Source organism: Paenarthrobacter sp. NPDC089307 (assembly GCF_040685055.1).
Classification (GTDB): domain Bacteria; phylum Actinomycetota; class Actinomycetes; order Actinomycetales; family Micrococcaceae; genus Arthrobacter.
Genome location: NZ_JBFBHE010000002.1, coordinates 487633 through 501379, shown reverse-complemented (window position 1 = coordinate 501379; position 13747 = coordinate 487633). Strand labels below are relative to the sequence as shown.

The window sequence follows — 13747 nt, the reverse complement described above, 5'->3', positions numbered from 1 at the left end:
TGGTTGCTTACGCCGTATGTTTACGGGGGTCGCGCGACTGTCCTTAATGTACGCTCAGTTCCGGGGGTCCCTGACTCCACTCGCCGAGGTTCCTGTTCTTAGGAAAGTCGTTAGCGGCATGACAGTTTTGGCAGGTGTGGTGCTGGCGTGGGGTCGGTATTTCAGGGCAGCTACCCGGGCTGATGTCGGCCGGAGGGTGACGACAAAGAGAGGAAGCGCGCAGACGACTTGGCGCCTATCTGAGGCTTGTCCCGCAAGAGCCGCGGGAGGACGATCAAATTATCTGCATCGCTGGAATGCGTATGTGGTGCTGCGTTGTGGCGGCCCTGAGCCGTATCCGGAAACCAGCGCTGAGCGGCTAGTCGAAGGCCGGGATCGGGACTGGCTTCGTGGTTGTACCTCCCGTCAAGGTTGGTGTGTGGTGAACAGCCGGGGCTGGCTGGTTCGATTGATCGCGGTTCTGGTCGCTGTGCTTCTGGCCGGGTGCACATCACCGGGCCCGTCGCCGTCGCCGTCGCCGTCGCCGTCGCCGTCGCCGTCGCCGTCAACCGCGAAGCCGTCGTCGTTTGGTGACGCAGAGGCGGTAGCCTCGCTGGAATACGCGATGCAGGCCTTCATGGACCAGGACGCTGTGGCAGTCCTCGCCCAGATGCGTTGGCCGGGCGGGGAATGGTCCAAGGCGTACGGTGTCCGTGACCTGGACACGAGGCAGTCGGCCCAGCCGCAGGACCGTGTCCCGGTGTCGAGTGTTACGAAGACCATGACGGCGGTTTCCGTGCTGAAACTCGTCGATGATGGATTGATCGGCCCTGATGACCCCGTCAACGGGCTTTTGGAGGGCTTCGGGGTTGGTCTCAAGCCTCCCGTTCCGATCACTGTGCGGCAGCTGCTTTCCCACACCTCGGGGATGCCGTCGTACGGAGACGTGCTGTTCAGGAGCCTGGATGACTTTGTTTCCGCTCCCAACCGGGGGCTGACTGCACTCCAGGCTCTTGGAATCGCCGGGACATTGCCCTGGGAAGCGCGAACTGTCGGGCTGTTCCGGTACTCGGACTCGAACAACCTGGCGCTGGCACTGATTTTGGAAAAGCTCCGTGGCAAGGCCTACCCGCAGATACTTCGTGATGACATCATCAAACCGCTGGGGCTGACCCACACCACCATCGGCGAGGAGGTGTCGGACGCGCCTGACGTGCTTAAGGGCTATGTCAGCGTTGGGGGCAGGCGTGTCACCGGCGGCCCCACCCTGGAGCAGCTCGGTTCCCCTCTGCCAGGCGTGGTCTCGACCATGTCCGACGTCAATGACTTCATGGCAACACTCTTAGGTGGCCGGCTCATTTCCACGAACGCGTTAGCCGAGATGAAGAAGGCTGTGATCGGCCCCTTTGCGCTGGGGCTGGTCAAGTGGTCCCCGGACTGCAGTGGTGCCCCGCGTTTTTTCGCCAGGGGCGGCTTCCTGGATTTCCGGACCATTGCGCTCAGTTCGGCCGACGGGCGGTACGAGGCGACCATGACCGTGTCCCCAGCCCCGGAACCGTCGTTCCGGGCCGGTGCGGACTTGGTGGACGAACGTGATCTGATGAGCAGCCAAATCCTGTCCGCGCTTATGGAGGCCCAGGACCGGTTGTGCCGGTAGGGGCTGGGCGGGGTCGGGTGAGTTCGGTTAGCTGCCGAGCCTCCGGGTCGTTCACTGGTGAGGCTAGGGGCTTAGGAGGGTTCGCCGTCGTTGTTTGCCAGGAGGAACTTCCGCAGAAGGTTTGCCAGCTGTGTCTGTTCGGTCCGGGATAGGCCTTCGAGCATTTTCTGCTGGTTCTCCACGTGATGCTCAACCACGTCGTCAACGAGGGCGCGCCCTTCAGGCGTGAGGCTGACCAGAAGCTGACGGCGGTTCTCCGGGTTGGTCTCGCGGTGAATCAGCCCGCGGTTCACCAGTCGGTCGACGCGGTTGGTCATGGCCGCGGAGCCGATCATGGTCAAACTGGCCAGGCGTCCAGGCGTAAGCGGAGCCTCGGGCGCCGAACGACGCAGGGTGGCCAGCACATCGAATTCCCACGGCTCCAGACCGAACTGGTTCATGAATTTCTGGACGTTGAGTGACGCCAGTCGACTAGCCCTGCTAAGCCGACCCAGGACACCCATGGAGCTGACGTCCAGATCGGGGCGCTCCCTCTTCCATTGGTTAAGAATCGTGTCCACTGCGTCGCGGTTCATTGTCCTCCCATGCTTGACCTCAAACAGTACAACACCTAGATTGTCATACATCAAATAATTCGACATCAAAATGTATGGAAGTGAACAATGGCTATGGCCTCTCCTCGCGACCTTTTCATCACCGCCCTCGCGCCGATGGTGTGGGGCTCCACGTACCTGGTGACCACGCAGTTCCTCCCTGCCGACCGGCCCCTCCTGGCCGCAACCGTTCGTGCTCTGCCAGCGGGTATTGTCCTGATGCTTCTCACACGAACATGGCCGCGGGGAACGTGGTGGTTCAAGGCGGCAGCGCTGGGTGCACTGAACATCGGGCTGTTCTTTTTCCTGCTCTTCTTTACCGCGTACCAGTTGCCGGGTGGGGTGGCGGCGTTGGTGGGTTCGATTCAGCCGCTGTTCGTGCTGCTCCTGGGAGTGCCGTTGCTGGGGGAGCGGATCCGTCTGACCCACGTGGTTGCCTGCGCTGTGGGTGCTGTTGGTGTCGGGTTGCTGGTCCTGCGTTCCGAAGCGACGCTGACTTTTGTGGGCGTGCTCGCCGGAATGGCAGCGGCGCTGAGCATGGCCGCCGGCATCGTCCTCACCAAGCGCTGGGGAATGCCCGACGGCGTAGGGCTGCTTGGGTTTACCGGCCTGCAGTTGGCGATGGGTGGAGTCGTGCTCCTGCCGGTGACGTTGGTGGTTGAGGGACTGCCGGGGTCGGTTAATGTTCCTAACATCGCGGGCTTTGCCTACTTGAGCGTGATCGGGGCCCTTGTGGCCTATGCAGTGTGGTTCCGGGGGATCCAGCGGCTGCCCACGATGGTGGTCTCGTTCTTGGGATTCCTCAGTCCACTTGTGGCTACCGGGCTGGGGTTCGTTTTCCTGGGGGAGGCGTTGTCGGGGTGGCAGTTGGTTGGGGCGGTGTTGGTGTTGGGGTCGGTGTTTTTGGTGCAGCGGCCCGGGGCTGATGCGGGTAGGCGGCAGTTGGTGAAGGCGGAAGCGCTGAGGTGACGTGGGCACTGTTCTGATCCTTGTCCCGCGGGGGCGGCGGGAGGACGATCGAATTAGCTGCATCGCTGAGCGCGCGTGCCTATAGAGCCACTCAAATTCCTCGAGCCTGCCGGTTACGTTCGGCAGGCTCGAGGGCCGACCGGGACGGTGGATCAGCGCAAACAGCAACATTCCAATGCACCTTTCGGCCGCCAACGCACCTCTAAATGCCGGCAGGACTAAACACCTTGGCCAATGTCTCGGCTTACTCTGGAGGCACGTACTGATTCGGCTGTCGAAAACTGCTCTTGATAAGCAAGGTGTTCGTAGTTCAGCCCGTGGTCGGCAGCCACTCTGAGCCTTCCGGCTGGCTTCCCCAGATTCATGACCGTGCCGTCGGGCCGAACTGTTAGTGCATGTCCATCAAAGAGGACATGGCAGTTCGGGCAGAGGCAGAGCATGTTTTCCAGAGTATCGGGCCCGTTGTGAGGGATACCGAGGGGGCGGATGTGTGCGCCCTCAGAATAAGGTCCCGCAGCGGAGACGAGCCGGGTTGCGCAAATCTGGCAGGTGTTGTCGTAGAGACGCTTCACGGACGCGGCGACGTCGTAGTTACGTACGATCCGGTTAACATTCACGCTGCGGCGAGCCGGCGCCACGTCCTCTCCTCGGGTCAATGCCGTGGCCACCTCGGAGGGGATGAGACTGTCTCCGGCGACTGCTCGTAGCTGGTAAATCAGGACTTTCCATCCGTCCCGCGTACCCCAGCCCCATCCTGTCACCGTGAAGAGTCCCAGGTAGATGTAATCATTGGAAGCCCGTCGGCCGGTTAGTACAGACTCCTTAACCAATACGCGCACTGGCCGGCCAAGCTTGTAGTTTTCGACAAGGCCAAGGTTGCCCTTTTCCAGCTTTTGATCTGCGACGTGCCGGCCGCTGTTGGCGCGGCCTCCGAAGCCGGTGTATGTGATCAGGTCACCTTGAACTTCGTCGTCCGAGTACCCATCTGAAAGGCAAATGGACTGCGTACCATCCGACTGACCAGCGATTCCTGCCTGCGTAGTCCGATGAACACCAGCCTCGTAGGCCTCCCGTCGATCCTTGAAAACAGTCCCTGGCGGGCAATCGGGGATCTCTCCGTACATCAGTGGCTGGCCCTTGCTGTTGTTCGAGACTAGCTCGATACCAAAGCGCTTCAGTGCCCGTCGAGTCTCATCTCCGCCGGCGAAATGTCGAACTGAAAGTGGGCCTTTGCCAGGATGCTGGCGGCCGTAGGCAACTGCCAGGAGCGGCTTGGAGTCGATGAGCATGCCGTCAACTTCGGCGAAGTACCGCAGGGAAGGTTGTTGTCCATATTTGGCTAAGAAAGCCTCGCGTCCCAAGTTCCTGAACTCATCGACAGTTCTTGCTATTGCTGCTGGATCCGTAAGCTCCGACAAAGCCCCCATGGATGTACCCCCCCGGTCTTGCCCCTTTGGTGCCGGCGACGTCCTGCGATTACGAACCGGCGGATCGTCTGAGTCTGGCATTGAAGCCAACGATCTTTGTTCAAAATATATGAAAACCGCGTCACGTTTGATGTTCAGGTGACACTAATTGTGGGGATCTTTGTTTTTCTGTCGATTCCACTGACGGTTGCGTGCGGTGACCACGGCCAGCGACCGTCAAATTCAGGCGCTCCCATGGCCGGATTTCGTCCCTGTAAGCGAGAATCCCCGTCGTGACCGTTTTTGACAGCCCCGAGCCGGCCGCGGCATTCCAGATCTAGTAGGCCGGGGCTCCCGGTTAGGGGTGCATCTACGGCATTGCGGCTTTTCCCGCCGCGTTGCCCCATTCGTTGCGTTCGTTGCGTCACACCTTGACTGTGACCCGCCTCACCGTCACAATAAATGAACGCTATTCATTTCATCTTCACGTGGCCTGCGGTCTCGATCGAGAACTCGCGAGTCACGCCCAGCACTTCAGGATCCCGGTCACCCCGGAGATCCGGTTGCCGCCACGAGGCCTGCAGCGTCGCAGCTTCCAAGCTCACACCAGCATCACGACTTAGGATCCCCATGACCCCCACGTTTGAAACAGAGACACCGGCAGGCGAGAAGCCTGTGGGGCCGTCATCCGCTCAGCCGAGCACCCAGGGTTGGCGCCGTGTCCTTGGCGTTCCGTCGTTGGTCCTGCTGGGCTTGGTCTACATGGTGCCGCTGACCATCTTCAGCACCTACGGCATCGTCGTCGAGCTGACCGGCGGGCGGCTTTCCGCTGCGTACGCGGTGACCTTGGTAGTTATGCTGTTCACCGCGCGTTCCTATGGCCGCATGTCGCAAGCATTCCCATTCGGAGGCTCCGCGTACACATACGCAACGCGTTCATTCGGAGCCGGCCTGGGGTTCATGGCCGGGTGGTCGCTACTGCTCGACTACCTGCTGCTGCCGATGATCAACTACCTGCTCATCGGCATCTACATGGAAGCTGCCTTCCCGGCTATCCCCGCCTGGGTATTCATGATCGTCTCCATCGCGGCCGTGACCGTGCTGAACGTTCTCGGCATCACAGCGATCGCCAAGGCAAACTTCGTTGTCGTCGGACTGCAGGGGCTGTTCATAGTGCTTTTTGTTGCTCTGGGACTCTCGTCAATCACGGCTGCGGGCAAAGTCGACTTGTTGGCACCCTTCACCGGAGTCGATGGCGCCGATGGCCTCTCGCCGATCTTCGCCGGCTCCGCGATCCTGTGCCTCTCGTACTTGGGGTTCGACGCCGTGTCCACATTCGCCGAAGAGACCAAGGACCCTAAGCGGAACCTGCCCCGCGCCATCATGATCACCACGGTCCTGGCGGGCATCATCTTCCTGGGGCTCGCTTACATCAGCCACTTGGTTTTGCCGGTCAGCACGTTCAACGACGTCGACGCTGCCGCGATTGAAGTAATTGGCGCAGCCGGTGGCAACCTGCTGGTCGCCTTCTTCACGGCTGCTTACATCGCCGGCAGCCTGGGATCGGCCCTCACGTCTCAGGCATCGGTATCGCGCATCATTCATTCAATGGGTCGTAGCGGCGTCTTCCCGGCTGCTTTGGGTCGCCTGCACCCACGATTCCGTACGCCCGTGCTACCGATCCTTCTCACCTCGGCCGTTTCCTTGCTGGCCTTCGTTTTGGACCTTCTGACGATCTCCTCGTTGATCAGCTTCGGAGCGCTCGTAGCGTTCTCGGTGGTGAACCTGGCGGTGATCAAGCACTACTTCATTGACGAGAAGGCCCGTGGAGCCAAGGGAGTCATTCATAACTTGTTGCTGCCCGGCATTGGTTTTGCGCTCACCGTTTGGTTGTGGACGAGCCTTAGCGGATTGTCGATCGGCTTCGGTCTGGCGTGGGCCGCCGTTGGCTTGGTCTGGCTGGCCTACCTAACTCGTGGGTTCCGCCGACCGGCACCTCAGCTGGACTTGAAGGAAGCCTAGAAGGCCGTTGCTTCCCGCGGGTGGCGTTAGGCTTCTTGGACGACATCGTAGGGGGAACGATCTTGAAAATGACTACTGCACGTAAGCTTCGCGTTCTGAATATTGCAGCCTCAGTCCTGCTGCTAGCCATTTTGACCCTGCAATTCACCAAAGTAATCGACGGTTTCTGGAGCATGACACTTCTGGTGCTTATCGGAGCTCCGACGACGGTGGCTTGGGTGATTCTTGAGCGGCGCCAGGGCGCGGAGAAGCTGAGGGACGGGTCCTCTTCCCAGTGACCCATTGCCCGGAGACCCAACCTGTGGAACCCTCGATTTGATCCTGTCGCCGGGGTGACGATGGGCAACTGGGAGGGAACCCGCGCATGGGACTAATTCACATTGACCTGTTCACCACTCTCGACGGCGTCGCGCAGGCGCCCGGCGGACCCGAGGAGGACCCGGCTGACGACTTCGCGTTCGGTGGCTGGCAGGCACCTCTGATTGACGAGGTTGTCGGCGATCAGATCGACTCCGGGATGGTGGGGATGGACGCGCTGCTGCTGGGGCGGCGGACCTACGACATCTTCGCCGCGTATTGGCCGCACCAGGGTGGTGAAATCGCAGAACTGTTCAACCGACTTCCGAAGTACGTGGCGTCGCGTCAGTCGCGAGAACTTGAGTGGGCGGGATCCTCGCTGCTGGGCTCTGACACCGTCGCATCCTTGCGGGAACTCCGTGAGAAGCACCAGAACATCCACGTCATCGGCAGCCTGGACTTCGTCCAAACCCTCTTCGCTGAGCGCATGTTCGATCAGCTCAACCTGTGGGTCTATCCAATCCTCCTCGGCAGCGGAAAGAAGGTCTTCGCCGATGGGGTGGTGCCCACGAACCTCCGGCTTATTGAGCCCGTGGTTGCTTCCCCTAAGGGCGCCGTGATGCAGCGTTACGCTTTGGTGGAAGGGACGCCGGCGGTTGGCAACATGGCGGAGATCGATCAGGCGTAAAGGGTGCCAAAGCGGACAAACCGACGTGGTGCGTGAGCTATGTCGATCCAAACCTTCGTCGTTCGCCCACAGGAACCGCATCACCACTTCCGACGTACGAAGCGCGACGTCGCTCAAGGCGCGCGTGTAGTCCCGGGCTCGGAATGCGGGCGCCCTTACGTCTATTGCAGTCACCACATGCGGCAACGAAATTTCGGAGCGAAGTCGCTCCACCTCTGGACCAGGGGTAGAAGTGATCTCCGTGTTCCGCAGCTCGTGTGCAGCGCCTCCCGTAACCCGACTCCAGCTCACATTGCCCGCCAGCTCGCACCATTCCTTCACGACGCTGGTATCGCGTAAACCTACGTTGCGGATCACGACGACGGATATCGCTTGTCCGCAGGACGACAGCTGCAACCAGCAACATCGCAACGAATGCCGCGGGCAGCCATATGGCAGTCCAAAGACCGCCAAATACCTCTTGTACGAGAGTTCCCATGGAACCGAAGTCGCGAATGTCCCTCGGCGTCGCAAAGAACAGGTAGACAGCTACAAACAGCCACACCGCAAGGACGAGGACAAGCAAGCGAAGGGACTGGCGCGTCCAATAGATACGCCGCAATTCAGATCGAAAAGACTGGCTCTCTGCCATGACGCGACGTTAGCAGCAACGCCCTCCGTTCATAAGCAGGACCAGGGCAATCATCACCCCCCAGCAACCCGCCCCGCTACGTACTCCGCGTCCAGCCCCACGCCCCCAACAATCGACGAATAGTGCCGGGTCAGCCACGGCAGCCCCACCACGAACAGGCCGGGAAATTCCGTCACACCCCGCGAATGCTTCGGGTAGCCCCACTCGTCCACCAGCGGCAGGTCCACAAAGCCAAAGTCCAGCCGATAACCCGAAGCCCACAACACCGCCGTAATGCCCTCATCGGCCAGATTCACCCGCGCCGGCTCATCCGGTACCCAGGAATCCGCCTCCGCAGCCGCCTGCTCCGGTGCATCGATCCCCGCAGCAGCAATGTACGCATCAATCGCTTTGCCTGTCCGCTGCCCGAACACGGACTCAATGGCTGCGAGGCGTTCGGGGAGGTCGTCGCTGAACGTGATGTCGCCGTCGTCGACCGCTTCAAGATGACCGTGCAGGTGCACACCGCGGCGGCCGAGTTCACGGAGGTGGATGCTGTGGCCGCCGTCGGTTCCGGAGAGCAGCGGGTTGGGCGCGAAGCGCAACGCGGGGGAGGGCAAAGCCTCGCGGGTGAGGGCATTGATGCCGTAGTCGGGGCCGTGCTTGCCGGTCTCGAGCATCCAGTAGATGAGGTCCTGGCCGCGGTAGCGACGGGGCGCTTCGGGGACCACGGAAATCGCCAAGTGGACCTCGCGGCCGGCGGCCAGGAGTTCCTCGGCGATCTGCCCACCGGACTGCCCGGTCCCCACGATCAACACGGCACCATCGGGCAGCTGCTCCGGATTGCGGTAGTCGTGGGTGTGCAGCTGGGTCACTCCGCCCGGGAGCTTGGCCGCCAAAGTGGGGATCTTCGGCACCTGATACGCGCCCGTCGACAGGACAACCTGGCGGGCCCGCATGGTCCCAAGCGACGTCTCAACAAGAAACCCGCCCTCCGGCGATGCGGACAAGCGGGTGACATCAACGCCTGTGTCGACCGGAGCCGCGATCAGCTCCGCATACCGCCTGAAAAGGTCCACCGCGGCATCGCGAGGGATGAACGCGTCCCGGTCGCCGCCGTCGTACGGCATCCCCGGGAGGTCCAGCGAAAGGTTGGGCGTATTCATGTAGAAGCCGTCCCAGCGGTCCTGGAAGGCCCCGCCCAAGGTGTCGCGCCGCTCCAGGAGCTGATGCTCGACGCCGTGCTGCGTCAGCCAGTAACTCGTGGCCAGGCCGGCTTGGCCCGCGCCGATTATGACAGTGTCTGGGATGGGTCCCATGAGGTGGACTCTACGCCGAGGCACCACGCGGGAACAGGGCGTTGGGTAGAACTTCGCGGAGCACCGCCTCCCCACCTTGCGTGATGGACGGCGCCTTGCCGCTCAGGTCGAAGTTCCTCAGCAAGTGGCTGGTCCACATGCTCCTCAGAGGCGTCCGGCCGGACGCCGAACCGGCATCCGGAAATTCCGTGGTGCTCAATGTGACTGGCCCCCTGGGCGCTTGTGCTGTTTCTGTTGAAGGAGTGCCGGGCGGGGCCGACTTATGACGCAACTGTCGTCATAAGTACCCGCCACGGATCACTCATCAGAGGTGCCCTGCGACAGAAAGTGGGGGACCCATGAACGGATCACGGAAAGGTTGGGCATGGATTTTTGGGTAGATATTGCAGAAATCATTGGGGCATTGGCCACGTCTGTGGCGTTGTTCTTCGTGGCGAAGGCAACGCGTCACTCCAGGCAAGCGGTTGAAGAAGCGCAGCGCATGCGCCGCTTGGAAGCCGAACGCGACGACCGGGCAATTACGACGGCGGCACGTCGCCAAGCAGGGCGCGTCGCCTTCTGGCCGGTGCGACGCCCAGCGGTGGCCCTGCTTCCTTGACGCCAATCAGACGCTGGAGCCGATCCCCGGAAACATCGACTACATGGCAACTGTGCGTTTCATGGACAGCGATGGTTTGGAGTGGGTGCGGGGCGTCGACGGGAAGCTCGAAAGCTGTGCAGCAGCCCAGTCGCGTGTTTGATCTGACACCGGGCTGGGCTCTGTTTTTCGGCGACTCTGACACATCCGATGGACAAATTATTTCCCAGCACTAGCCATCTGCTCAGAACTCTGTAGACTAGACGGTGTTGTTGTGTTTGGCATTTGGTAGTTCAGGCAGTCCCCATGATCCTTCTGGATCGTGACCTTCTGAAGTAACGGTGGAGAACACCCCACACCGGAGACCCGAAAGTCGGGAGCATCTCCACCTTCAGTAAGGACTGAAAAAATGGCTACAGGTACCGTGAAATGGTTCAACTCCGAAAAGGGCTTCGGCTTCATCTCTCCTGAAGATGGCAGCCAGGACGTTTTCGCTCACTACTCTGCGATCAACTCCTCGGGCTACCGCTCCCTCGAAGAGAACCAGAAGGTTTCCTTCGACGTCGAGCAGGGCCCCAAGGGTCCCCAGGCAGTAAACATCCAGGCTATCTAGTCTTCGGATAACGCAAAGAGCAGGGCCGGTCACTGACCGGCCCTGTTTTTTTGCGCTCCGGAATCGAATACCAGTTCTATTGATCAGAAGAAGACTCGAATACATATCCACATAGCGAATTACACCCATGTAACTCTGCTCCAGCCCTCCGTAGCGTGAGAGGTAATCCACCCACGGAGTTGAGGGAGCTACTCATGAATCACCCGATGTCCGCACCGGCCCACCACCTAGACGCGGCCCGCGAGCACCTATTTTTGCCCAAATCACCACCTAGATGGACCCAAATCGGCCTGTGCAAGGCCGTTTTGCCACCTAGTCCCAATTTCCAGATCTAACCTGCGAGGTGAGCCGCATGTCGGGCGTCCACAGAAACAGAAGGTCAGGTCGAGTGTTCGATTCAGAGGTTCAGCGAATACTGGACTTTATTGCACGCGGTATCGGTGCGCGGATTGTTGGGGCTCCGGGCAGTGGAAAGACCACCGTTGTGCGCAGCGTCGTCGCCAACGTGGAGAAGACCGGCGTCGTCGTGCATTTCATCAGCGGCCTCCGCACGCACCGCACCATCCCCTTCGCGGCCATCAAGGGGCTCGGGCTGGAAATGAGGCCTGGCCGCAGCGGCGTCCTGGATCTGGCTGATGTGCTCGCAGGTCAACTGGGCACGGCTGGAAAGCATCTCCTGGTAGTGGACGACCTCCATCTGGTGGACCACGAGTCACTGGCTGTCCTGGAGGCTGTCCGGCGGCGATCGGATTGTCCCATGGTGGCTACAGCGCCGGAGACCTGGGCATTCTCCAAGGGACAACTGGCAGTCCTCAACAGTCGCCCTGAGGCGCACCTCCAACTGGACCCGCTGCACTACGAACAGGTGCACACGCTCATTGCACAAGTGCTGGGGTCCCCGGCGGATGCCGAAACGACGGCGCGGGTGCTCACCAAATCGGCTGGAAACCCCCGGCTGGTGGTGAGGATCGTGGAGACGGCACTCCTGAGCAACCTCCTGGTCCTGGAGGACAAGCAGTGGCGCATGGCTTCGAACGGCCTGTGGAATGACCACCTGCGCGGAACCCTGGAAGCCCTCCTGGCTGAACTCACGCCGGGAGAATTCACTGCCCTGCACATCATGGCGATCCTTGGCACGGCCCGCATCGACGTCCTGCACAAGGTCATTCAGCCCGACGTCCTGGAAGACCTGGAACGGAAGGGATTCCTCACGGTCTTGGACGACCACCAGAACGGCTCGAACGCCGCAATCAGCCCTCCTGTGGTGGCCGACTACTTCCGAGGCCAAAAGATGTTGAGGGACAGGCATCTGCTCCGCAGCAAGATAGCGGGCGTGCTGGAGGCCCCGCCGCAAACGGCACCCGAAGGCGCCACCCCCGCCGATTGCCTCTCCCGGGCGTTGGCGACACTGCGGCTGGAGAAGGGCGACGACGACGCCGTCACCGCCCGCCATTTCCACGAACACAACTCATCCCGTGAACAAAGCCGTTTTGAGCGGTGGGAAGCCAACAAGTCCGTGGCCAACGCCGTGTCCCTCCTGCGGATCTATTGGGGCGCGCCGGTCAACACTGCCCGGGCCCTGCGGGTGTGCGCAGAAACCCCTGAGCAGCTTGGGGACCCCGGGGATCTGCTTTTCCTTGCAATCACCAAGGCCATGCTCGCGCTGCAAACAGGGCAGGGCTTGGCCAATTCCCTTGACGTCCTCCGGGACTTCGCCCAGAGCCACCCCGAGTGCAATGACGACGCCGAAGCTGCCATCCTCTTCATCGCGGCCTCCAACGGCCCGGTCAAAGAACACATGGGACGCCTTCCCGCGGACCCGAAAGAGCAGGGATCCGGCATGGGAAGCCTGGTGCAGGGGCTCTTGCACCTTTACCGCCTCCAGCCGGCGGCCGCCATCGAAGCCGTGAAAGGGCCGGGCGACGACGACGCTTTCCCACAGCTGCGGCCCTTCATACACGGCTTTGCGCTGTTCGCCGCCGGACGTGTGGACGAGTCCCTGGTGTTTGCCCTGGACTGGCGAACCGAAGCGCGGAAAAACCTGGACCAGTTCGGTGTGATCACCAGTAGCTACGTAGCCGCGCACGGGTTGCTCTACAGCGGCCTTTTCGAAGAAGCCGAGTACCTCATGAGCAGTGTCTTTGCCATGGGGCGGCCGGGATTCGTGGTGGACACCCTCTACGAGGCCATGTTGCGCCTCGCTGGACTACGCCACAGCACCACGGCCACACCACCGGCCCTCTCCATCGCGGCCCAAGCCAGAACGGACGTTCCCGAGATCGGTCCTTTGCCGGGCATCGGGAAGGGACCCTATGAGCTGGTGGCCAACAACGGTGCCCAACCGTCAACGTTCGATCGCAAGGCAACAAAAATTGTCCAACGGCAGTTGAAGTGCGGCTACCTGTTCGAAGCTGCGATGACTGCCCTTCTCTGCACGTGCCTGAACCCCGGAAGGCCGGTCCTTGACCTTCTGCAGAAGACTCTGCGGGAATGTGGCATCACAGTCCATGACCAGCTCATTGCCATTGCTACAGCTGTGGTTGAGGGTGACCACAATCTGCTGGGACTGCTCCTGAAGCACTATGAGCCGGACGTCGACACCTACCAAGTAGGGATGCTGCTCCGCGGGGCGCTCAAGAGGCACGTGATCGAAGGTGATGTGGCAGCAGCGGATGCCCTCGCGCAGGCATCGTCCATGTTCGCCGTCAGGTTTCCCACTGCCAGCGAGCAAATCTCGTTCAACTCCTTCAGGACCACCCCACTCACGGAGCGGGAAATCGAAGTCGCTGTGCTCGCCGGGCACCGAAGCAACGTGGAGATCGCCGAACATCTGGGCATCAGTGCCCGGACAGTGGAGAACCACATCTCAAACGCGCTCCGGAAAACCAGGGCAACTTCCCGCAATGGACTCTTCATGCTCGTAGGAAATTTACTTCCGCCACAGTAAGGCGGGATAGGCTGAAACCACTTCCTAACAGCAGTTTCCGGCCGCCAGCCCGCGCCCGGGTTCTTGAAGG

General features: G+C 61.2%; 14 protein-coding genes. 8 read left to right on the top strand and 6 right to left on the bottom strand.

What is annotated here, in order from left to right; translation table 11 throughout:
* Positions 1-418 precede the first annotated feature (418 nt).
* Positions 419-1636, top strand: a complete 1218-nt coding sequence (locus AB0N72_RS06170) for a serine hydrolase domain-containing protein (protein WP_363930080.1) — start codon at positions 419-421, stop codon at positions 1634-1636.
* Positions 1637-1707: 71 nt separating this feature from the next.
* On the opposite strand, the gene AB0N72_RS06165 is transcribed toward AB0N72_RS06170, so the two are convergent.
* Complete coding sequence (locus AB0N72_RS06165) at positions 1708-2211, bottom strand: MarR family transcriptional regulator (RefSeq protein WP_363930079.1); 504 nt, start codon at positions 2209-2211, stop codon at positions 1708-1710.
* Positions 2212-2298: 87 nt separating this feature from the next.
* Between AB0N72_RS06165 and AB0N72_RS06160 the strand changes: the two genes are divergently transcribed.
* On the top strand, positions 2299-3198 hold the full coding sequence (locus AB0N72_RS06160) for an EamA family transporter (RefSeq protein ID WP_363930078.1): 900 nt from the start codon (positions 2299-2301) through the stop codon (positions 3196-3198).
* 218 nt (positions 3199-3416) lie between these two features.
* Here AB0N72_RS06160 and AB0N72_RS06155 read toward each other — a convergent pair whose 3' ends face one another.
* Positions 3417-4559 carry a YDG/SRA domain-containing protein gene (locus AB0N72_RS06155; protein WP_364081206.1) on the bottom strand — a complete coding sequence of 381 codons (1143 nt, stop codon included), beginning with the start codon at positions 4557-4559 and terminating at the stop codon, positions 3417-3419.
* A 518-nt stretch (positions 4560-5077) separates the two neighbouring features.
* Positions 5078-5236, bottom strand: a complete 159-nt coding sequence (locus AB0N72_RS06150) for a hypothetical protein (RefSeq protein ID WP_363930076.1) — start codon at positions 5234-5236, stop codon at positions 5078-5080.
* Between AB0N72_RS06150 and AB0N72_RS06145 the strand changes: the two genes are divergently transcribed.
* The 3 genes from AB0N72_RS06145 to AB0N72_RS06135 all read left to right on the top strand — a co-directional run bounded on the left by AB0N72_RS06145 (position 5235) and on the right by AB0N72_RS06135 (position 7611).
* Positions 5235-6626 carry an amino acid permease gene (locus AB0N72_RS06145; RefSeq protein ID WP_363930075.1) on the top strand — a complete coding sequence of 464 codons (1392 nt, stop codon included), beginning with the start codon at positions 5235-5237 and terminating at the stop codon, positions 6624-6626. The genes AB0N72_RS06150 and AB0N72_RS06145 overlap by 2 nt on opposite strands.
* Positions 6627-6694: 68 nt before the next feature.
* Positions 6695-6904, top strand: a complete 210-nt coding sequence (locus AB0N72_RS06140; protein WP_363930074.1) for a hypothetical protein — start codon at positions 6695-6697, stop codon at positions 6902-6904.
* Positions 6905-6990: 86 nt separating this feature from the next.
* Entirely contained in the window at positions 6991-7611 is a 621-nt protein-coding gene (locus AB0N72_RS06135; RefSeq protein ID WP_363930072.1) for a dihydrofolate reductase family protein, read from the top strand.
* A 37-nt stretch (positions 7612-7648) separates the two neighbouring features.
* Here the strand turns inward: AB0N72_RS06135 and AB0N72_RS06130 are convergent, their stop codons facing one another.
* The 3 genes from AB0N72_RS06130 to AB0N72_RS06120 form a co-directional block, all read right to left on the bottom strand.
* Positions 7649-7924: an HNH endonuclease signature motif containing protein gene (locus tag AB0N72_RS06130; RefSeq protein WP_363930341.1), complete on the bottom strand. Its 276-nt coding sequence runs from the start codon at positions 7922-7924 to the stop codon at positions 7649-7651.
* Positions 7925-8295: 371 nt separating this feature from the next.
* Positions 8296-9540, bottom strand: coding sequence for an NAD(P)/FAD-dependent oxidoreductase (locus AB0N72_RS06125; RefSeq protein WP_363930071.1), 1245 nt, complete (start codon positions 9538-9540; stop codon positions 8296-8298).
* 10 nt (positions 9541-9550) lie between these two features.
* Positions 9551-9739, bottom strand: a complete 189-nt coding sequence (locus AB0N72_RS06120; protein ID WP_363930070.1) for a hypothetical protein — start codon at positions 9737-9739, stop codon at positions 9551-9553.
* Between the two features lie 165 nt (positions 9740-9904).
* Between AB0N72_RS06120 and AB0N72_RS06115 the strand changes: the two genes are divergently transcribed.
* The 3 genes from AB0N72_RS06115 to AB0N72_RS06105 all read left to right on the top strand — a co-directional run bounded on the left by AB0N72_RS06115 (position 9905) and on the right by AB0N72_RS06105 (position 13677).
* Positions 9905-10138, top strand: coding sequence for a hypothetical protein (locus tag AB0N72_RS06115; protein WP_363930069.1), 234 nt, complete (start codon positions 9905-9907; stop codon positions 10136-10138).
* Positions 10139-10526: 388 nt separating this feature from the next.
* The gene (locus AB0N72_RS06110) at positions 10527-10730 is read left to right on the top strand and encodes a cold-shock protein (RefSeq protein WP_011773907.1); all 204 of its coding nucleotides are present in this window, start codon (positions 10527-10529) and stop codon (positions 10728-10730) included.
* Positions 10731-11118: 388 nt separating this feature from the next.
* A complete protein-coding gene (locus AB0N72_RS06105) occupies positions 11119-13677 on the top strand; it encodes a LuxR C-terminal-related transcriptional regulator (protein WP_363930068.1) in 2559 nt (852 codons plus the stop codon).
* The last annotated feature ends 70 nt before the right edge of the window (positions 13678-13747 follow it).

Coding starts and splice junctions, on each gene's coding strand:
- AB0N72_RS06150 (WP_363930076.1), bottom strand. CDS start 5,236: ATGGGGATCCTAAGTCGTGATGCTGGTGTGAGCTTGGAAGCTGCGACG.
- AB0N72_RS06160 (WP_363930078.1), top strand. CDS start 2,299: ATGGCTATGGCCTCTCCTCGCGACCTTTTCATCACCGCCCTCGCGCCG.
- AB0N72_RS06135 (WP_363930072.1), top strand. CDS start 6,991: ATGGGACTAATTCACATTGACCTGTTCACCACTCTCGACGGCGTCGCG.
- AB0N72_RS06115 (WP_363930069.1), top strand. CDS start 9,905: ATGGATTTTTGGGTAGATATTGCAGAAATCATTGGGGCATTGGCCACG.
- AB0N72_RS06165 (WP_363930079.1), bottom strand. CDS start 2,211: ATGAACCGCGACGCAGTGGACACGATTCTTAACCAATGGAAGAGGGAG.
- AB0N72_RS06125 (WP_363930071.1), bottom strand. CDS start 9,540: ATGGGACCCATCCCAGACACTGTCATAATCGGCGCGGGCCAAGCCGGC.
- AB0N72_RS06130 (WP_363930341.1), bottom strand. CDS start 7,924: ATGGTGCGAGCTGGCGGGCAATGTGAGCTGGAGTCGGGTTACGGGAGG.
- AB0N72_RS06140 (WP_363930074.1), top strand. CDS start 6,695: ATGACTACTGCACGTAAGCTTCGCGTTCTGAATATTGCAGCCTCAGTC.
- AB0N72_RS06110 (WP_011773907.1), top strand. CDS start 10,527: ATGGCTACAGGTACCGTGAAATGGTTCAACTCCGAAAAGGGCTTCGGC.
- AB0N72_RS06145 (WP_363930075.1), top strand. CDS start 5,235: ATGACCCCCACGTTTGAAACAGAGACACCGGCAGGCGAGAAGCCTGTG.